Consider the following 19,935-nt stretch of genomic DNA (forward strand, 5'->3'; position numbering starts at 1 on the left):
GTCGGCGAATCCATCTGCAGGGCGGTCTTGCTACAACTCGCGGCGTACACAGAACAAGACGTGCGGAGGAGAACCCGAACGGGCTGATCACCATCCGCGCTTGTCCGTCGAGACACCGTTGCGGAGGGCGGCGCGGCGCAGTTCGGGCAGCAACTGGTCGACGAGCGCGATGTCCTGACGGCGCTTCGAGTGAGCGCGTGGAGGGTCAGCCGTGCTGTCGCCGCGTCCGGTCGCGGAGCAGGGCGGTGCCCGCCCCGAGCGAGACGACGCCCATGCCGACGCTGGTCATCACCCCCTGGGTGCCGTCGACGGCGAAGGGTGCGACCGCGGCGACGACGAGGTTGAACAGGAACAGGAACCACAGGACCGGACGGGAGGAGAGCAGCTGCTTCACGGACGTTTCCCATCGAGGTGATCGGCGAGGCCGGCACGGTGGACCAGGCGCTGGCGCGCGTCCCCGCACTGCGCCCGCAGGGAGCCGGACGGCCTGCCCGGTCTGACCGGCCGGGAGCGGGAGATCCTGGCGCTCATCGGGGAGGGCCTCACCAACCGGCAGATCGGGCAGCGCCTCTACCTGGCCGAGAAGACCGTGAAGAACCACATCTCCCGCCTGCTGGCCAAGCTCGGCGTGGAGCGCCGTATCCAGGCCGCCGTCATCGCGACGTCTGCTCCGGCCGCCGTGTGACGAGGGACCGTTGGACCCTGTCGAGCGGCCGATCAGGGACTGTTCGGCCCTATGCGGTCCGGGTACCCCTCCGACGATCATGATGCGGCGGCCGGGAGGGGAGCCAGGTCCACACCCGCACAGCACTTCCCGGCTCGCTGTCTTCATGACACAAGGGAAGGGCACCGTCCGGTGGACGAGACGCAGGAACAGCAGGTGACGGCCGTGCGGCCGGGGGACACATGGGTGGTCTCCAGATCCGCAGGGACCGTCGGGCGAACGGAGCAGGTCACGGCCGGACGGCCGTCGTGGGCGGAGTGGTTGACGACCACCGACCACAAGAGGATCGGGACGATGTACCTGGTCAGCGCGTTCGCCTTCTTCATCGTGGGTGGCGTGATGGCGCTGATGATGCGCGCGGAGCTGGCCAGGCCCGGCCTGCAGATCATGTCGAGCGAGCAGTTCAACCAGGCATTCACCATGCACGGCTCGATCATGCTGCTGATGTTCGCGATGCCGCTGTTCACCGGGTTCGCCAACTGGATCATGCCGCTCCAGATCGGCGCCCCGGACGTCGCCTTCCCGCGGCTGAACATGCTTGCCTTCTGGCTGTTCCTGTTCGGCTCGTCGATCGCGGCCTTCGGCTTCCTGACTCCTGGAGGTGCCGCCGACTTCGGCTGGTTCCTCTACGCTCCGCTCTCGGACGCCGTCCATTCGCCGGGGCTCGGTGCAGATCTGTGGATCATGGGTGTGGCGCTGTCGGGCTTCGGCTCGATCCTCGGTGCGGTCAACTTCATCACCACGATCATCTGCATGCGCGCGCCGGGCATGACCATGTTCCGGATGCCGATCTTCACCTGGAACGTGCTGCTGACCGCACTGCTGGTCCTGATCGTGTTCCCGGTCCTGGCGGCCGCGCTGTTCGCGTTGGAGATGGACCGCAAGTTCGGTTCCCACGTCTTCGACGCGGCCAACGGCGGGGCGCTGTTGTGGCAGCACCTGTTCTGGTTCTTCGGCCATCCCGAGGTCTACATCCTGGCACTGCCGTTCTTCGGCATCGTCTCCGAGGTCGTCCCGGTCTTCGCCCGCAAGCCGATGTTCGGCTACATGGGACTGATCGCGGCGACGATCTCCATCGCCGGTCTGTCGGTGACGGTCTGGGCGCACCACATGTACGTCACGGGCGGTGTGCTGCTGCCCTTCTTCTCCTTCATGACGTTCTTGATCGCGGTGCCGACCGGGGTGAAGTTCTTCAACTGGATCGGCACGATGTGGAAGGGCTCGCTGTCCTTCGAGACTCCGATGCTGTGGACCACCGGCTTCCTGATCACGTTCCTCTTCGGCGGCCTGACCGGGGTGATCCTGGCTTCCCCGCCGCTGGACTTCCATCTCTCCGACTCTTACTTCGTCGTGGCGCACTTCCACTACACGGTCTTCGGCACCGTCGTGTACGCGATGTTCGCCGGATTCCACTTCTGGTGGCCCAAGTTCACCGGCAAGATGCTCGACGAACGCCTCGGGAAGATCACGTTCTGGACGCTCACGGTCGGCTTCCACTCCACGTTCCTGGTGCAGCACTGGCTGGGCGCCGAGGGCATGCCCCGCCGGTACGCCGACTACCTGGCCGCCGACGGCTTCACGGCTCTCAACACCGTCTCGACGATCGGATCGTTCCTGCTCGGCCTGTCGATCCTGCCGTTCTTCTACAACGTCTGGAAGACGGCGAAGTACGGTGAGCGGGTGGAGGTCGACGACCCGTGGGGTTACGGCCGTTCGCTGGAGTGGGCGACCTCCTGCCCGCCGCCCCGCCACAACTTCGTTTCCCTCCCTCGTATCCGCAGCGAGTCTCCGGCGTTCGACCTGCACCACCCGGAGATTGCCGCGCTCGAGGCGGCGAAGTAGACCATGTCCCAAGCGGTACTCGCGCTTGGGGCCGCCATGGTGGCAGCGGCAGGCTGCGTCTGGTACCTGCCGGCGCTCGCCGACCTGCGGGCGGGAGCCGACCGGCCGGTGTCCCGTCGCAGGGCGGCTGCCGCCTGCCTCAGCGGCTGGACCACGGTCGGGGTTGTCGCCGTACTGCTGCTCGTCGCGGAAGCATGGTGGGTACCTTCGGGTGCGGCCGTGGCCGGCGCTGTTGTCACGCTGGGCCTTCGGGTCCGGGCGTCCCTGCAGTGCCGTCGCGAGTCGCGCGAGGCCGCAAGCCAGTGGGCGGAGTTGCGCAAGGATCAGCAACCGCCCGACACCGGCCGTGTCCGAACGGCCGTCGTCGCCGTGCTCGTCGGCTTCGGGCCGGCTGCCGCCGTGGTCGCGGCGGCAGCCATGGTGGTCGTAAAACCCGGGCACGGCATGTCCGGATGGATGCTCGCCGCCGTGCCGACCACGATCGTCGCGCTGTTTCTCGGCGTCGCGGCCGCGTCCGGGTGGATGTTCCGCCGTCGTCGCGTCAACGCGAGCGGCCGCCGTCGGTGACACCGCGCCGACGGTCCGGATCCGGCCGTCGGGCGCACCGGTCCGCATGCCTGTGACAGGCGTCACGCCCTGCACGGTGACCGGACCGACGGGCCCTGCCGTCAGGGCGGTTCGGGCGCGGTTGGCCGACCCGGCTGGCCGGCGCCGCCGGGACAGCACGAGACGGTGGTGAACCTCATCAGCCAGGTGCGCGACGCCCACCGCGACGGCAAGATCGCGTACATGGCGGAGCTGGCCCGGGAGATCACCGCCGTGCTGGGCCCCCACACCCAGGTGGAGGAGCACGGACTGTTCCCGGCGATGGCCGCCGACTTCCCCGAGAAGATCGCCGCGCTGGAGGACGAGCACCGGCGCATCGAGGCAGTGCTGGGCGAAGCGGATGGACCGTTCCTGACCGACCCGGACTGGCCCGGACGGCTGATCGAGGCACTCGATCTCCTGCGGGACCACATCCTCAAGGAGTAGGACGGCGTCTTCCCCGCCGCACTGGCGCTCCTGGACACCGAACAGTGGGAGGCCATCGACACGGTACGCGCCCGAGTCGCCACCCGCATGCCGCAGCGTTCCGCCTGACCTGACATCACCGTCCCCGTCCCACCGTCCGCCCGGCGCAACCTCTGCCGCCGGGCGGACCGCTACGATCCGAGGCTCCGGTCAGCCTGTTGGAGAGAACGGGACGACCCACTCGACGACCGTGCCACCGCTATCCTTCGCGCGCTTGCGGAGGTTGGCCAGACCGCTGCGTCCAGTGACCGCCGGATCGACTCCACAGCCGTTGTCCGTCCCTCAGGATGCCCGACGGCCTGTCAGGGGCAAGGGCAGCCCGGTGAGTCATGCCGATATCGGCGGGCCGGAACCGTTATGCCGGTGCAGCGTCCTAGCGTTCGCACGAATGTTTTACCAACCCATGGTTGCCGCCCTCGCGGGTCCGTCAGACTCTTGGTCACCATGCCGTCGGGCAGTTGGTTCTGCTGGTCACGGGGGTGCAGGGGTTCCCCCGCGCTGAGCGGGGAAGTTCATGCACCTCGAGTTCCGGCACCTCCGTATCCTGCTCACCGTCGCCGAGGCCGGCAGCATCCGCAGGGCCGCCGCACGGCTGCAGCTGTCCCAGCCGGCCACGAGCGCTCAGCTGAAACGGATCGAACACGAGCTGGGCGGCCCGCTCTTCATCCGCAGCGCCGACGGGGTGAAACCGACCGAGAACGGACAGTACGTCCTGCGCTGCGCCCGTGACCTCGTCGTCGGCTTCGACCGGCTGCGCGAGTACGCGCGATCGGCGGCCGAGGCGGACAGAAAGGCCGCCGCGCCGCTGAGGGCGGGCGGAACCGCCGGCCCCCTGGTGTCCCTGCTGGTCTCCGCCCTCTTCGAACTCGTCCCGGAGCGCCGGCTCACCATAGATGCCCGCCGTTCCGTGCATACCCTGGTGAAGTCCCTGAGCCAGTCCAAATGCGACATCGCGGTGTTCGGCGAGTTCCCCGGCTTCCCGCTTCCGGTCGGCGAGTCGGTGGCTACCCGCACACTGCTCCGTGAGCCGGTCTTCGTCCTGCTCGCCGAGGACCACCCGCTGGCACGCCAGGAGAGGGTGAGTCTTCATGAGCTGGCCGGCGAGGAGTGGGTCATGCCGGAGGCCGACGAGAGCGGTGTGCACGCGTACCTTCATCTCACCTGTAGGGCAGCGGGATTCACTCCGCGCATCGCCCATGTGACGCCGGATCTGTCCGTGGCGCAGATCCTGGTCGCCGGCCGCCGCGCCGTCTGCGGGGTGTGGCCGACCGCCGACGTCCCCGCCCAGGGCACCGTGCAACGGCCGCTGGTGGACGTCCCGTTCCACCGGCGGCTGCTGCTGGCCTGGAACACGGAATCGGTGCCTGCCGAACTCGCCGACGCGGCCGGCGAGCGTGTGCTGGCCGCCTATCTGTCGCTGGTGCGACAGCGGCCGCAGTACCTGGCCTGGTGGCAGGACGGGGGAGAGGAATTCGCCCTCGGCGAGGGTACGTGACCGGCCGGGCCACGGTTCCCGCTGCCCTATAGCTCCGGGGTTGTATCCCAGATGGAGTCACGTCAGGAACATGTCACCTGGTGAACACTTCGCGTCAACGTCCAAGGACGTCGTCACCCCACGACGAGCGAACGTCCGAAGGCGTCGTCACCCCACGACGAGCGAAGGAATCACCCCGTCATGCCCCGTCCCCTCATTGCCCTTTCCGCGATGGTCGCAGCCGGCGTCATCACCACGGGTGCGATGGCCGTACCCGCGCACTCGCAGACCAACGCGGTGCGAGGCGGAATTTCCGTCCGCGACACAGCGATATCCCAGGCCAAGGCGAACGTGACCCGGCACGCCGACACCTTCGGTCTCGGCGCGGGCCAAAGACTCCACGTCAAGGACGTCGTGATCGACGCCGACGGCACCCAGCACGTCCGCTTCGAACGGACCTACCACGGCCTGACCGTCGTCGGCGGCGACTTCGTCGTCCACCAGAAGGCCGACGGCTCGCTCAAGGGATCCACCCGCGCCAAGGCCCACAAGGTGGCACTCAAGTCCGTCACTCCCGCCGTCGACGCGAGGGGCGCCGCGGCCGGCGCCCTGAAGCGCTCGCACGGGCTGGTGCGCAACGCCAAGTCCGCCCCCGAGCTGATCGTGTGGGCCGCCGACGGCACCCCCCGGCTGGCCTGGCGCACCACCGTGCAGGGCCTGGGCGACAAGGGCCAGCCGCACGGCGAGGTCTTCGTCACCGACGCCACCACCGGCGCCGCGATCGAGAACTACGACGTCGAGCGCGAGGCGACCGGCACCGGCCACTCCGAGTACACCGGTGACGTCGGCATCGACACCACCCAGCAGGCCGACGGCACCTTCGCCCTGATCGACCCGGTGCGCGGCCACATCACCAAGGACGCGCACAACATCTCGTCCTCGTCCCTGAAGAGCACCTCCGGCACCCTGTTCACCGACGCCGACAACATCTGGGGCGACGGCAGGAAGTTCTCCACCGACCGTGCCACCGCCGCCGTCGACGCGCACGCCAACACCGCGGAGACCTTCGACTACTACAAGGCGACCTTCGGCCGCAACGGCATCAAGAACGACGGCCGCGGTGCCACCGTCTTCGTCCACGTCGGCACCAACTGGGACAACGCCCAGTGGTCGGACGCCTGCTTCTGCATGATGACCGGCGACGGCAACGGCACCACCGACCCCGAGCAGGTCGACCTCGACACCATGGGTCACGAGATGACCCACGGCGTCACCTCGGCCACCGCCAACCTGCGCTACAGCGGTGAGTCCGGCGGCCTGAACGAGGCCACCAGCGACATCCTCGGCACCATGGTCGAGTGGTACGCCAACAACCCGCTCGACACCCCCGACTACCTCTTCAGCGACCAGTCCACCCCGCCGTGGCTGCGCCGCTTCGACAAGCCGTCCCTGGACGGCCGCTCCGCCGACTACTGGTCGAAGTCCGTCGGCCGGCTCGACGTGCACAACTCCTCGGGCGTCGGCAACCACTGGTTCTACCTCGCCAGCGAGGGCAGCGGCACCAAGACGATCAACGGCATCACCTACAACAGCCCGACGTACAACGGTTCCACCGTCACCGGCATCGGCAACAAGAAGGCCTCCGCCATCTGGTACCGGGCGCTGACCGTCTACATGACCTCCACCACGGACTACAAGGGCGCCCGCGCCGCGACCCTGAACGCGGCGAAGGACCTCTACGGCGCCACCAGCCCCGAGTACGCCACCGTGGCCGCCGCCTGGAGCGCGGTCAACGTCAACTGACGCACCGCCGCCCCACCTGATCCGCGGGTGCCGGCCCGGACGACGCGTATGTGGTGCATGCTGCCCGGCATGCACGGTCGTCCGGGCCGGCCCCGCTTTCAAAATCGCCGGATCAGCCCTGGACGACGAACGTCTTGGCCTTACCGGAGCGGCTGGAGCAGGACTGCTTCTCCTTCGCGGTCATCTTCCGGGACTTGACGACCACCGCGTTGCTCTGGCCGTCCGTTCCGTTCGGGGCAGGCCCGGTGACGACATCGGGGACGAACCAGAAGTAATGGCCCCATTTCCGGTCGTCGTAATGGGTCTGCCACGTACCGGAGACGGTCTGCATGACCTGCGCACGCGAGATCCAGCCGACTTCACCCGGCTTCACCGTCATGTTGATGGAGCTGGATTCCGAGTGCGAGCTCGACCAGGTGTGGCTGTAGGTCGCCGTCACGCTGAGATCGATGATGTCCGCGATCTTGCCGCCGACGGTCACGGACACGCCCGCCGAGTCCGTGGAACCGACCGTGTCGGACCAGGTCATCGACTGGGTGGCAGCCGAGGTGCTGCAGTTGTAGAGCGAGTCGGAGACCCGGTGGAAGTCTCCGAGGTACGCCTCGCCCAACTGCGGCTCGTTGAAGGTGCACTTCCCCAGCCCCGAGTCGCAGTCGGCTATGAGCTGTGCCCGGGTGGGCTGGTCGTCGGCCGAGGCCGGGGCGGCCATCGCCGCGACCATGCCCAGGGCAGCCGCCGAGAGCGCCAGCGCGCGTCCGCTATAGCGCATCCTGCGGTTGTTCGCCATACATGTGCCTTTCGCTGTGCATGAGGGGGGTCGGCGATCGCAGGAAGAGCATCCAAGCCACCACGATCACCGCCTGTTGCGATCCAGGAGACGCAACAACTGACTTATCTACACCACCAGTTGATGAAATCCCAGCCGTGGGCGGCCTTCTGCCTGTAAATGATCGGTGGGACCCGCTTCGCAGCAGGTGGGTGCGGCGAGTCCGAGAGAGGCCAGATTCAGGCCGGGGCGGCGCAGCCACCGGCGCAGCTCCGATGGCATGATCGGCTCTCGACACTGCATGACCAACATCTAACAATCGGCCGAACAATTGATACCTAGAGTCTCGCGGGCACTCTCGCGAATAGACGGCAGAACCATGTTCGCCGCATGGCGTCAACCGCGGTCGATGCTGTGGGCCGCGGCGGGTGTGGCGGCCCTCGGACTCCTCGTCGCGCTGGAGATCGCCGCACGTCGCTATGGCCTGCCGGGGCCGATCACCAACCAGGTGAAAGGGGTGATATTCGCCCCCAAGGCGGGGCCGCTGTATGCCGGTTTGGCGTTGATGATGGTGGTGCTCACCTGGCGGCAACGGTTCATCGCGGCCGGTGTCGCGATCAGCATCGACGTCGTCTTCTTCCTGGCGCGGTGGGCGGTCGGCGCCAGGACGCCCGACGGCCATTTCTTCGGCAGCGGCGCGTTGTGGGTGATGTTGGGCTGTGCGGTCATCGCTGTCACGCGCCGCACCGGCCGGGACCGTGTCCTGCTGCTGAAGGGTGTCGGGCTGGGCCTGCTGCTGGTGGCCGCCCGCAAGACCGGCGACACCTGGCTGCTCATCACGGCGAAGACCCGCCCCCTGGTGCTCGACCCGTATGTGGCAGCCGCCGATCACGCGCTGGGCAACCCGTCGTGGCTGGTGGGCCGGATGGTCAGGGCCACCGACCCGATCGGCACCCATCTACTCGACTTGGTCTACGCCCAGCTTGCGGTGGCCGCGGTCGTCGTCGCGCTGTACCAGCTGCGCAACGTGGCGGCCGAGCGCCGCTTCCCGCGCCATCATCTGCTGCGCACCTTTCTGGTGATCGGCCTCCTCGGTCCGGGCATCTACATGCTCTTTCCGGTGGTCGGACCGGTCTTCGCCTACGGCCCAGGCGCCTCCGGCACCGGCGGCGTGCAGTGGGCGGTGGCCAACCTGTGGCCGGACACGCCACCGCCGATCAGTACCCCGCACCCGGTGCCGTACGACTCGATCACCCCTCGCAACTGCATGCCCAGCCTGCACACGGCGTGGGCCACCGCGATCTTCATCCATTCCCGCAAGGGCCCGCGCATTCTGCGGTTCGCAGGTGCGTTCTGGCTGATCGCCACGCTCACCGCAACGCTGGGCTTCGGCTACCACTACGGCGTGGACCTCATCGCCGGCGTGGTGTTCACGCTCACGATCGAGGCAGCTCTGCGCGCGCTCGACCATGGCTGGGACCGGTCGGCAACCCAGCTGGTCGCGTACGGCACAACGGTCTTCGCTGCGCTCCTGCTGTCCTATCGCTACCTGCCGACGGACATGGCCGAGCATCCGTACCTGTTCGGACCACTTCTCGTTCTGGCGATGGGCTCAGTGATCTACGGCTACGTGCGAACCACCAGACTGTGGGAACCGAAGGCCGCGCCGGCGGCGCAACGGGACCCACAACCCGAACTGGTCTGAATCAGGTGGCAGAGGTGCGGCGGCCGCCTCGGCGGTCGGAGCTGCGGCCTCCGGTCCCGGCCGCGCCACCCGTGGCTGCGCCGGCCGCCGCACGTCGGCCGGATCCGCGGACGACCTTGCCGGAGGCGGCACCGGTCGCCGCACCGGCCGCGGACCGGCGCTCTGAGCTGCGGTCGCCCGCGCCGGCGGCACCGCCCGATCCCGCCCGGCGGTCGGAGCCCCGGCCCCCGGTCCCGGTGGCAGCACCTGTCGGCGCCTTGGCCCCGCCGCCGCTGCGGCGTCGGCGGCCCGATCGCGCGCCGGGCTTGGCATCGGTCCTGCGGTCCGGGCGGGACGCCGCCGGTGCCGCCGGCTGGGGGACCTCGATGGTGACGGCCACGCCGGACGGCTCACGGGCGCCGGTGATGGTGGCCAGCGCCGCGTCGCTCGACGTGATGCGGGCCGTCCGGGGCCGGATGCCCGCATCCGACATGAGCCGGGTGACGTCCCGCTTCTGGTCGGGCAGGACCAGCGTGACCACGCTTCCGGAACCGCCGGCACGGGCCGTGCGGCCGCCCCGGTGGAGGTAGTCCTTGTGGTCGGTGGGGGGATCGACGTTCACCACGAGGTCGAGGTCGTCGACGTGTATGCCCCGGGCCGCGACGTTCGTCGCCACCAGGGCGGTGACCTGGCCGTTCTTGAACTGTTCCAGGGTGCGATTGCGCTGGGGCTGGGAGCGGCCGCCGTGCAGTGCCGCCGCGCGGACACCGACGGCCAGCAGCCGCTTGGCGAGCCGGTCGGCGGACCTCTTGGTGTCGAGGAAGAGGATGACCCGTCCGTCACGGGCCGCGATACGCGTGGTGACGGCCTTCTTGTCGGTCTCGTCCAGGACGTGGAGCACGTGGTGCTCCATGGTGGTCACCGCACCCGCGGACGGGTCCACGGAATGCACCACGGGGTCGGTCAGGAACCGTTGCACCAGGCGGTCGATGTTCTGGTCCAGGGTGGCCGAGAACAGCATGCGCTGTCCGTCGGGCCGCACCTGCTGGATCAGCTTGGTGATCTGCGGCAGGAAGCCCATGTCGGTCATCTGGTCGGCTTCGTCCAGCACCGTGATGCGTACCTGGCCGAGCACGCAGTCCCCGCGTTCCACGAGGTCGTTGAGCCTGCCGGGCGTCGCCACGAGCACCTCGGCACCGCGCCGGAGCGCACCGGCCTGCTTGGTGATGGACAGCCCGCCGACCACGGTGGCCAGCCGGAGGTTGACCGCCGTCGCGTAGGGGGTCAGCGCGTCCGCCACCTGCTGGGCGAGTTCACGCGTGGGTACCAGCACGAGGGCGAGGGGTGCCTTGGGCTCCGCACGCAGTCCGGCGGTGCGGGCCAGCAGCGCGAGCCCGAACGCGAGGGTCTTGCCGGAGCCGGTGCGTCCGCGTCCCAGCAGGTCACGGCCTGCGAGCGAGTTCGGCAGCGTGGCGGCCTGGATGGGGAAAGGGGCGGTCACGCCCTGCACGGTGAGGGTCTTCAGCAGCGCCGCGGGCATGTCCAGGCCGGCGAAGTCCTCGACGGCGGGAAGCGCGGGTGTCGTGCTTTCCGGAAGCCGGAATTCCCTCGGCGACGACGCGGACGGTCGGGGCGACGAGGTGCGCCGGTTCGGCTTCTGGGACCTGCGGGACATGCGGTTATCTGCCTTCCTGGAAACAGCACAAACCGAGGTCCGCACCATGACGGTGCGGACCCCGGTGAGCGGATACGCGTCCGGTGATCAGGCGGGGACGATGTTCTCCGCCTGCGGGCCCTTCTGGCCCTGCGTGACGTCGAACGAGACCCGCTGGCCCTCCTGGAGCTCACGGAAGCCCTGGGTCGCGATGTTCGAGTAGTGGGCGAAGACGTCCGGACCGCCGCCGTCCTGCGCGATGAAGCCGAAACCCTTTTCAGAGTTGAACCACTTCACGGTTCCCTGTGCCATGACCTTCTCCTTCAGTAGGCAGAGGCCCCATCCGGAGAAGCCGGAAAAACAAATAAGCGCCCGAGGAAAAACATTATCCGTCAGGCGCACATAGGTTCATGGGTACCACAACTGCAACTCCGAAACCCTAGCACAGCTCGGCGGCCCGTCGTGCATCACCGAGACGCGCACCCGCTCAGAGGCCCGCCGCGTGGTCGGGGACGTAGGTCTGCAGATCGCGCGGGGGTCGCTCGTAGCCGGTGGACGGCGGCCGGTCCGGGAGTTCCAGCACCGGGGGCGGCACCTCGTGGTACGGCAGGGAGCCCAGCAGATGGGCGATCATGTTCAGCCGCGCCCGCCGCTTGTCGTCGCTCTCCACGACGTACCACGGCGCCTCGCGGATGTCGGTGTGCACCAGCATCTCGTCCTTGGCCCGCGAGTACGCCTCCCAGCGGGTGATCGAATCCAGGTCCATAGGCGACAGCTTCCAGCGCCGCAGAGGATCGTCCAGCCGGCGCCGGAAACGCTCCTGCTGCTCGGTGTCGCTCACCGAGAACCAGTACTTGCGCAGCAGGATCCCGTCCTCCACCAGCATCCGCTCGAAGATCGGGCACTGGCGCAGGAAGAGCTGGTGCTCCTCCTTGGTGCAGAAACCCATCACGTGCTCGACCCCGGCCCGGTTGTACCAGCTGCGGTCGAACAGCACGATCTCCCCGGCAGCGGGAAGGTGCTCGACGTACCGCTGGAAGTACCACTGGGTGCGCTCGCGCTCAGTGGGCTTGGGCAGCGCCGCGATCCGTGCCACCCGCGGGTTGAGGTATTCGGTGACCCGCTTGATGGTGCTGCCCTTGCCCGCCGCGTCCCGCCCCTCGAAGACCACGACCAGGCGGGCGCCCTCCGCCCGCACCCACTCCTGGACCTTGACCAGCTCCGTCTGCAGACGCAGCAGTTCCTTCTCGTACACCTCGCGCGGCAGCTTCGCCGCCTTCTTACCGGCCATGCCGTCTGCGTACCCCTGAGCGCGGAGGAGTTCAACACCATGACCGTACGTGTCGGCGTCAGCGGTTTCGGGCCCCCTTCCACTGCGGCCACTGCTCCAGCGCGGTGGTGACGCGGTCCGTCAGGGGTGAGAGGACCTTGCCTGCCTCTTTGTAGGCGTCGAACAGCTGCTCCAGCATCCTCGTGTTGCGCTGCACGTCGTCCGTCTGCGAGTCGAGCACGGACGTGCACTCGCGGGCCGCGTCCCGGCTCTTGATCAGCAGAGTGGACCATGCGCGGCCCAGCTGGGGGTCGGGTACGCCCAGATGATGCTGGGCGGTGGCCGTGTCGCGGGTGAGGCCGGTGCAGACGGGACGCAGGGTTGTGCCGTCGACGGCACCGGTCTCGGCGTCGGTCGACTCCTTGAGCCACTTGGCGAGGTCCGTGTAGCGAGAGGCCAGGGCAACCATGTCGGCCTGGCCGCTCATCTTGAACCAGGCCAGTAACTGGAAGCTGCCCACCCTTTCGTTGCTGTCGGCGGCCGAGGGACGGTTGGGAACGGCCAGGGCCGTGCCGTCGCCCGTCACCGAACGTACGGCGACGACGGACGACATGACGGCCAGGACCGTGACGGCCGCCACGGCGATCCGGATCGGCCAGGACCGCCGTACGGCTTCGGCGGGCGCCGAAGGTCTTTCGGCGCGGGGGAGCCGGGCCAGGGGGGAGGCGATCAGGGCGGCGCCGAACATCGCCGGCGCGGCCGTCTGTACCAGGAGTTCGGTCAACGACCACGAGGCGTCGGGCAGCCAGTGGCAGGTGTTGCCCATGACCCGCAGCGGGCCCAGACAGCCGTCGGCGGACTGGAGCAGGAACTGCCCTGCCAGCGCCGTGATCTGGGCGATTCCCGCGGCGGCGAGGGCGCGGGGCAGCCGGTGGGTTCGGGTGGTCGCGGCGACGACGGCCGCCGTCACGGCCGCGCCGGTCCACAGGGCGACGGTCCGCCACCACATGTAGACGACTCCGAAGGCGACGCCTCGCCCGTCGAGCGGAGGGCGCCAGGAGTGGACGTACGCCATCACCACCGCCACGGCGGCGACGCCGAACACACCGCCGGCCAGTCCGGCGAGGACCGTGGACGGCAGCCCCGTCGCCCGTGGCCGCCTGAGCAGCAGCGCGGCCGGATAGACCCACAGCACCACCGCGGCCGCTGCGATCAAGGGGGCCGAGCCCGCGACGCTCGCGCTCACGAGAGCCGAGGAGATCCAGGGCAGGACCGTCGCGTACTGCTCGACCTGGTTCCAGGGGCCGGGGAAGAGCTGACGGATGTGCTGCTCCATACCGCCCGCGTGGTACAGGTCCCCGGCCAGCCACAACTGGCCCTCGCCCAGCCACCAGCCGAGACCCGCCGCCGCCACGACACACCCCGCGACGGCCGCGACGAGCACCGCCCCGCGCAGCGCGGGCAGGGTGCCCGGCATGTCCCGCAGGCGCAGCCGGGCGCACTGGGCCAGCCAGCAGACGTAGACCACGGCGCCGAGGAAAGGGAAGAGCAGTGGCTCCAGGTGCGCGGGCCACCAGCCGGGGCCGATGCCCGCCCCGGACAGCAGCTCCCCGCAGACCAGGCCGAGTCCGAGAGCCAGGCCGGCCCGCACACCCGAGGGGCCGGGGGCGTCCCGGTGCGCGGCGTACAGGGCCGCACGCCAGACCGAGACCGTCAGGAGGGCCGCCGCCAGACCCCCGATGACCCAGGCGGCCGGACGGGTTCCCCACAGGTTGCTCAGCGCGTTCCCGGTGACCAGGGTCACCGCGCCGAGCAGGAACAACGGCACGCCCGTCAGCGCGAACAGGCCCGCCGGATCCCCGAGTACGCGGCACCGCTCCTCCCAGGAGGGGTGACTGCGCCACAACGCCGAGACGCCCCGGGCCGGGCGGCCCTGTGTCACGGCGGCCTCGGCCCGCGACCGCCAGACGTCGGGGTCGGCACCCAGGGCCACGGCCCCCCGGTCGGCGTACAACTCGCGGTGGCGCAGGGTGTCGGCGCGGGCCAGGACGACCAGCAGGAACAGGAACGCGGCGGTCGCGATCTCCCTGACCAGGTACGGTCGGGCGGCGGGCCAGAAGACGGCGTCGGCGCCCATGAACCAGCCGAAGTGCGCCGCGACGAGGGTCCCGCCGACCACGAGGGTGAACGGGACGGCGGCCAGGGTGAGGAAGGCCCGCCAGAGTGCCGTCACGGCGTAGGCGATGTCCACGTCCCGGTGGCGCAGGTGGGCCAGTTCGTGCAGGACCACGGCATGGAAACGGGCCGGCTGGGAGCGGCGGACGTGCAGCAGGTCGTTGTTGAGGCAGAGGGTGCGCCTGCCCGCACGGCCGAACACCACCGCGCCGGCATCGAGGGCGGTCAGGTCGACCACGAGGGCGGGCAGGGTGCGCACCCCGGCGACCCCGGCCAGCCGGGCGATCTCGGCTCGGACCTCACCCTGCGGGTCCCGGCCGTGCAGCGGCACCAGACCGCGCCGCCGCCGCTTCCAGCGCGGCAGCAGCAGGTACACCGCGGTGGCCGCCAGCAGGACGACGACGCTGCCGGCCAGGCCGTACCAGTCCGGCGTCACGGGGGCGCCCTTGGCGCACTCCTTGATCGCCGCTGCCTGGGCGTTGCTCCGTGTCACGTTGTCGATGAGATTGCCGCCCGGGTCGTAGCCCGCCGCGAACTCGCAGAGGAACTCGACGTTCTGGGCGGGGTACGGCCGCAGGATGTCCCTCAGCATCTCGAGCGTGGCCGCCGCCATCGCGACGACCAGGACGAGGAAGCGCAGGGTGGTCCCGGCGGGCAGCGCGCCGGGGTCGGGGGCCGACGGCACGGGGGCCCGGCGGGGCTCAGCCGCCTCCGTGCCCCCGCTCACCGGACCTCTCCGTTCTCCTGGCGACCACCACCATCCCCCGACTCACCGGGCTCACCGGGCTCACCCGAACCGCCGGGCTCACCGGGCTCACCCGAACCGCCGGGCTCACCGGACTCGGCGTCGTGGGGATCTTCCGTGCCCGCCAAGGCCAGCCGTGCGACCACGCTGTCCGCGAGGCCGTCGGCCTCGGTGTCGGGGAGGCCGCGGCGGATCGCCTCCTCACGCACTCGCCGCCGTACCGACGCCAACTGCTCCCGGTCGAGGTCGGGCACCTCGGGAGGAGCGGCTGTGCGGCGGGCGGACGGTCGCAGCCGTCCGAGGGCGGTCGTGGCCCGGTTCACCAGCCGCCCGGTCCCGTCCGCGACGGCGGCGCGGCACGCCTCGTCGACCACCATCAGTACCCACGGCGTGAGCATGCTCGCGATGTCGTCGAGGCCGAAGCCCAGCGGGTCGCCCCGTCCGGCGGAGGACGCCTGCCGCATCCGCCGTATCACGAGGCCGTACTCCAGATCCGCCAGGTCCTCGACCAACTGCCTTTCCTGTGGCGCGTGTTGGCCAACGACGTCCCGCACCACATCCAGCACGGTCGCACGCATGCGTCCGCTCCCTCCCTCTGTGCGCCCCCTCAGCGAGCGCGCCTGATGCGGTATTCCCGCGGGGGCACGCCATACGCCTGACGGAACGCACAGCTCAAGGGAACCGGATCAGCGGCCGAGCAGTTGCTTCACCTTCCGGCCCGCGGCGGACTCGTCCAGCGTGTCCCACAACTTGGCCGAACCGGTGTACGTATAAACGCCCGGAGCGCCCTGTGCCGCGCAGCCGTCGCCGTACGACACGATGCCCACCTGGTAGACCCCGCGGCGGCCCGGGAGCTTCCGGAACATCGGTCCGCCGCTGTCACCCTGGCAGGAGTCCTTGCCCTCGACGCCCGCACAGACGTTGACCTTCTTGTCGTAGCTCGAGTAGGACGCCTTGCACTCGATGTGGGACACGATCGGGACGTCCACCGCTCGCAGGCGGTCCGGATAGTTCGGCACTTCCGTGTCCGTGTTGCCCCAGCCGATGACCGTGGCCTTGGCGCCCGGGCGGATGAGCGCGTCCGTGCCCACGGTCGGCAGGTTGACCGGCGCGGTACCGGTGACGGGCTTGTCCAGCATCAGGAACGCGATGTCGTACGCCTCCTGGCCCCTGGCGTAGCGGGGGTGGACGACGATGTCGGTGACGTTGCGCAGGTGGCCCTGGTTCTTCTTGGACAGTACGGTGCGGCCGACGACCGTTTCGAGCTGCTTGGGCTGCTCGTCGACGACGCAGTGCGCGGCCGTCATGACGACGTACGGGTCCAGCAGGCTGCCGCCGCAGAACTGCCGGTCGAGCGGGTTGCCCCGGCCCTTGGACAGTAGCGCCGCCATGAACGGATAGGAGCCGACGGGCTTCTCGGTGCCGCCGATGATGGGACTGTCCGGCCGGCCGGGGTGCGTCGGTGTCGCCGCGCCGGCCGTACCGGTGGACGTACCGACGAGGCCGAGCACCGCGCCGGCGGCGATCGAGACGGCGGCGATCCGTCGGGTCGCGGTTCTGGGGGCGGTGGAAAGACGCATGGGGGGTGTCTCCAATCTCCGAGGGGCCACCACGACGGACACTCCCGAGGCGCCCGACCGGGCCGGACATCGCGGGATGACCCGTCGACGGTGGCATGCCGCCCTGTCAGAGGGGATCTTGCAGAGCGCGGTTCCCGAAGGTCCTCGACGGTGCACAAGGGTGTCCCGCTCGCGGAGTGTTCAGCGCCGGTGCCGCCCGAAGCCGATGTAGGCGTAGGCAAACGCCTCGCCCGTGCGTGGCGCCCGGGTCCAGGACCGGGTGGTGAAGGTGCCGAGCCTGCCTTGGGTCAGTGCGAAGCGGGGGAGCGAGAGCCCGAGTTCGGTGTGCAGGGCCTCCAACACGCGCAGTTCGCAGTCCAGTTCGGTGTCTTCGGGGCGGAACAGCCGTGTGGGGTCCAGAGCCTCGGGTATCGCGCCGGAGCGCTCGGTCTCCGTGCCCCGCACGGTGAACGCGTACAGCTCCTCGCCCTGTTCGGCCACCGACAGGTGGAACGCAGTCGGGTGGTCACCCGGGGTCGAGCGCCTCGGGTCGCGCCACACCACCACCGCGCGGCCGGACGAGGAGGCGGCCGGAGCGGGGGACAGGAACAGGTTGTTCAGGCGGCGGTGGGAATGGCCGTCGAAGGCGAAGGCCCACCCTTCGGCGGTGCGGCCGACGGCGACCACGGCCCGGTCCTCCCAGAGTTCCACACCCTCCCGCTCGTGGGGCTCGGGTGCCTGCCAGGACGCCTTGCGCGGATCCGTGGGCGCGCTCAGTTCGGCGCCTTCCTCGCCGATCAGGGCGGGCAGGCCGGCGGGGTCGATCCCCTCGACCCAGACACAGCGGTAGCCGTCGAACGGCTGCCGGTTCGCGGCGGGCTCCGTCAGCCAGGTGAGGCCCGGCGGGTCGAGATCGGGCACCGGCTCGGGAGCGGGTCCCGTCTCCCCGGCCCGCGGTGTCGCGAGGATCTCCCGCCCACGCTCCGGGGTGATCAGCGGACCCAGGACCGGATCGGCGAGCAGGCCGATCGGGGCGATCAGCAAGGGCCCGGGAGCCTCCCAGGACGGGAGCGCGTCCCGCAGCACCCGCCACGCGGCGTCGGTCGCCCCCCAGCGGGCCGACTCCCGGGCCTCGGCGACGGCCCGGCCCCATGGACCCGGAGGCGCGTAGCGGTGGGTGCCGTCCCGCATCGCGCTCAGTACGGCCTCGGCGGTCTTCCGGGCGGCCCCGCGGGCGGTCATCATCCCGAGCCAGTGGTCGTCCCCGCCCAGCCGCCATTCGCCGCGGGCCGGCGTCATGGCCGCCACGGGCAGAATCTCGGGCAGGTAGCGCGGGTCGGCCACCAGGTTTCCGTAGTCCCGGGAGTCGCGCGGAGCCGGCAGATGCCGGAGCTGGTTCAGCAGGACGCCGCTCCGTGGCCGTCCGAAGGACAGCGCCTCCTCCAGCAGGGGCAGGGCCTGCTCGTACCGTCCGCGCAGGGCCAGCAGGCGGGCCTCCTCCACCTGGGCGTCCTGGGCGCGCGTGGTCGCGTTCACGAAGTCGCGTCTCTGCGCCCGGTCGCCGTGGAAGCCGCGGTACATGGCTTCCATGTACGCGCGGAACGACGGGTAACGGTCCGGCAGTTCACCGCTCCAGCCCTTGTAGACGTACAGCGCCCACTCGCCGTCCTGGTCGCTGTCGCCCGGGTCGAGCAGGGCGTACGACATGTCGGAGTCCGTCTCCAGCCGTAGCGCCCGTTGCCACATCCCGGCCAGCAGGACGTCCTCCTCGCGAGGGTCGTCGTCCAGGTGCTCCTCGTACAGCGGGGTCATGTCGTACGGATCCCGGAACCAGTCGATGTCCGCGGCGCCACCGAGCTGATAGACCCCGGCCATCTGGTCCACGTGCCACCCGTCGCTCACGGCCAGGAACTCCCGGTACGAGGGCGGCAGCCGCCGCCCCAGCCGCTCCTCGGCCGCGGCGATGGCCGCCTCGTCCGCCCCGGGCCTGCCCAGCGGGACGACGGTCTGCCCGCCGTTCCCGTCCCGGTCCGCGCGCGGAACCCACTCCGCCTGCCAACGTCCGAGGAACTCATGCCAGTTGAAAAACTCGCCACTCATGGCCGGATCGTGTCACCCAGCACTGACATCGGCGCCCGACTGCCTCCACGGTCACCGTCCTAAAACCGCGCCACTGACCAGCCTGAACACGTCAACGATCAAGAAATGCAGCTGCCGTGACACATATTCACACCCTCTGCATTTTTGCCTGGCGTTGACAGACCACAGTTTCGGACGGTTATATAGCTGCCATCACGGGGACGGGATGGCAAACGGGGGCGAGTGCGACCACACCCGCCAGTAAACGGATCACGGTATTCCTCGGTAAAACGGATCCCAGTATTCCGCAGAGAGCGGATCGCGATATTCCGTAAAGAACGGATCGCGGGTATTCCGTCGAGGAGTGGGCCCGAGAGTCCAATGCCGCAGACGCGTTGTGTCCACCTGCTTGCCATCTCCAGTTTGGGGGAGATGTCATGAGTAGAATCAAGCGTGCCCTGCCGATCGCTACCACCGCCATTGTGTTGACGGCTGCGAGCATCGTCGGCCCCACCTTCTTCCTGGCCGAGACGTCGAATGCGGCGCCGGCCGTGAGTAAATCGACTGCCACCACGACCCCGGCGGACCGCAGCGGTAAGCCGGCCGCCGCCAAGACCCCCGCCGAGTTGCTGCAGCTCTTGGGCGAGAGGATCAAGGCCAAGGACGTGGACGGAATCATCGCTCTCCAGGAGCCCGAAGCGGCGATCGTCAACTACGACGGGTCGATCATCAGAGGCCGCGAGGACATCAGGGCGTTCTACGTCGAGTGGTTCAAGTCGGATCCGGTGCTCACGGTCAACCCTCTCCAAACTGTCCTGGCGGGAGGGAAGCGCGCAAAGGACGGCACGGTACGCGGCCGCTCGGCGTCCATCATGGGCAAATACACCCTGGAGCAGACTCGCGCGGATGGTACCCGCGAGAGCTTCAGTGGGAATTTCTGCGACACCGTGCATGAGCAGCCGAACGGTACGTGGCTGTACGTCCAGGACAACCCGTACCCGCCCCACGGCGGAACAGCGCTTTCGCACCACCACTGACAGGGCTGCCTCGGCGGTCTCGTCTTCCTTTTGCTCGTTAGAACGGGAGTCT

General features: G+C 69.5%; 16 protein-coding genes and 1 pseudogene. 8 read left to right on the forward strand and 9 right to left on the reverse strand.

The features are described 5' to 3' along the window. Window positions 1-205: 205 nt before the first annotated feature. The gene (locus ACFYZZ_RS06265) at window positions 206-394 is read right to left on the reverse strand and encodes a hypothetical protein (RefSeq protein ID WP_389172256.1); all 189 of its coding nucleotides are present in this window, start codon (window positions 392-394) and stop codon (window positions 206-208) included. An 81-nt stretch (window positions 395-475) separates the two neighbouring features. Here ACFYZZ_RS06265 and ACFYZZ_RS06270 point away from each other — a divergent pair. The 6 genes and pseudogenes from ACFYZZ_RS06270 to ACFYZZ_RS06295 form a co-directional block, all read left to right on the forward strand. Continuing rightward, a pseudogene (locus ACFYZZ_RS06270) lies at window positions 476-685 on the forward strand (helix-turn-helix transcriptional regulator); the annotation flags it as partial. 171 nt (window positions 686-856) lie between these two features. Next, window positions 857-2,566, forward strand: a complete 1,710-nt coding sequence (ctaD, locus tag ACFYZZ_RS06275) for a cytochrome c oxidase subunit I (RefSeq protein ID WP_389172258.1) — start codon at window positions 857-859, stop codon at window positions 2,564-2,566. Between the two features lie 3 nt (window positions 2,567-2,569). Then, the gene (locus ACFYZZ_RS06280) at window positions 2,570-3,133 is read left to right on the forward strand and encodes a hypothetical protein (protein ID WP_389172260.1); all 564 of its coding nucleotides are present in this window, start codon (window positions 2,570-2,572) and stop codon (window positions 3,131-3,133) included. Between the two features lie 165 nt (window positions 3,134-3,298). After that, window positions 3,299-3,598: a hemerythrin domain-containing protein gene (locus ACFYZZ_RS06285; RefSeq protein ID WP_389172262.1), complete on the forward strand. Its 300-nt coding sequence runs from the start codon at window positions 3,299-3,301 to the stop codon at window positions 3,596-3,598. A gap of 553 nt (window positions 3,599-4,151) precedes the next feature. Beyond that, window positions 4,152-5,132: a LysR family transcriptional regulator gene (locus ACFYZZ_RS06290; protein ID WP_389172263.1), complete on the forward strand. Its 981-nt coding sequence runs from the start codon at window positions 4,152-4,154 to the stop codon at window positions 5,130-5,132. A 180-nt stretch (window positions 5,133-5,312) separates the two neighbouring features. After that, complete coding sequence (locus ACFYZZ_RS06295; RefSeq protein ID WP_389172265.1) at window positions 5,313-6,914, forward strand: M4 family metallopeptidase; 1,602 nt, start codon at window positions 5,313-5,315, stop codon at window positions 6,912-6,914. 112 nt (window positions 6,915-7,026) lie between these two features. Here ACFYZZ_RS06295 and ACFYZZ_RS06300 read toward each other — a convergent pair whose 3' ends face one another. Further along, a complete protein-coding gene (locus ACFYZZ_RS06300; RefSeq protein ID WP_389172267.1) occupies window positions 7,027-7,701 on the reverse strand; it encodes a hypothetical protein in 675 nt (224 codons plus the stop codon). Between the two features lie 358 nt (window positions 7,702-8,059). On the opposite strand from ACFYZZ_RS06300, the gene ACFYZZ_RS06305 reads away from it, so the two are divergent. After that, a complete protein-coding gene (locus ACFYZZ_RS06305) occupies window positions 8,060-9,385 on the forward strand; it encodes a phosphatase PAP2 family protein (RefSeq protein WP_389172269.1) in 1,326 nt (441 codons plus the stop codon). A gap of 1 nt (window position 9,386) precedes the next feature. Here the strand turns inward: ACFYZZ_RS06305 and ACFYZZ_RS06310 are convergent, their stop codons facing one another. The 7 genes from ACFYZZ_RS06310 to ACFYZZ_RS06340 all read right to left on the reverse strand — a co-directional run bounded on the left by ACFYZZ_RS06310 (window position 9,387) and on the right by ACFYZZ_RS06340 (window position 18,867). Then, a complete protein-coding gene (locus tag ACFYZZ_RS06310; protein ID WP_389172271.1) occupies window positions 9,387-11,039 on the reverse strand; it encodes a DEAD/DEAH box helicase in 1,653 nt (550 codons plus the stop codon). 87 nt (window positions 11,040-11,126) lie between these two features. Continuing rightward, a complete protein-coding gene (locus ACFYZZ_RS06315; protein ID WP_020943502.1) occupies window positions 11,127-11,330 on the reverse strand; it encodes a cold-shock protein in 204 nt (67 codons plus the stop codon). A 175-nt stretch (window positions 11,331-11,505) separates the two neighbouring features. Beyond that, window positions 11,506-12,309 (reverse strand): polyphosphate kinase 2, encoded by an 804-nt coding sequence (ppk2, locus tag ACFYZZ_RS06320; protein WP_389172273.1) that lies wholly within the window; start codon window positions 12,307-12,309, stop codon window positions 11,506-11,508. 58 nt (window positions 12,310-12,367) lie between these two features. Continuing rightward, complete coding sequence (locus ACFYZZ_RS06325) at window positions 12,368-15,190, reverse strand: M48 family metalloprotease (protein ID WP_389172275.1); 2,823 nt, start codon at window positions 15,188-15,190, stop codon at window positions 12,368-12,370. Then, window positions 15,187-15,786 (reverse strand): hypothetical protein, encoded by a 600-nt coding sequence (locus tag ACFYZZ_RS06330; RefSeq protein WP_389172277.1) that lies wholly within the window; start codon window positions 15,784-15,786, stop codon window positions 15,187-15,189. Before ACFYZZ_RS06330 ends, ACFYZZ_RS06325 begins: the two co-directional genes overlap by 4 nt. 108 nt (window positions 15,787-15,894) lie before the next feature. Next, a complete protein-coding gene (locus ACFYZZ_RS06335; protein ID WP_389172279.1) occupies window positions 15,895-16,788 on the reverse strand; it encodes a S1 family peptidase in 894 nt (297 codons plus the stop codon). Window positions 16,789-16,968: 180 nt separating this feature from the next. Then, on the reverse strand, window positions 16,969-18,867 hold the full coding sequence (locus ACFYZZ_RS06340; protein ID WP_389172281.1) for an SMI1/KNR4 family protein: 1,899 nt from the start codon (window positions 18,865-18,867) through the stop codon (window positions 16,969-16,971). 416 nt (window positions 18,868-19,283) lie between these two features. Here ACFYZZ_RS06340 and ACFYZZ_RS06345 point away from each other — a divergent pair, with 416 nt between their 5' ends. Further along, a complete protein-coding gene (locus ACFYZZ_RS06345; protein ID WP_389172282.1) occupies window positions 19,284-19,883 on the forward strand; it encodes a YybH family protein in 600 nt (199 codons plus the stop codon). Window positions 19,884-19,935 lie beyond the last annotated feature (52 nt).

The sequence above is a fragment of the Streptomyces sp. NPDC001816 genome (assembly GCF_042892235.1).
In the GTDB taxonomy this organism is placed as follows: domain Bacteria; phylum Actinomycetota; class Actinomycetes; order Streptomycetales; family Streptomycetaceae; genus Streptomyces.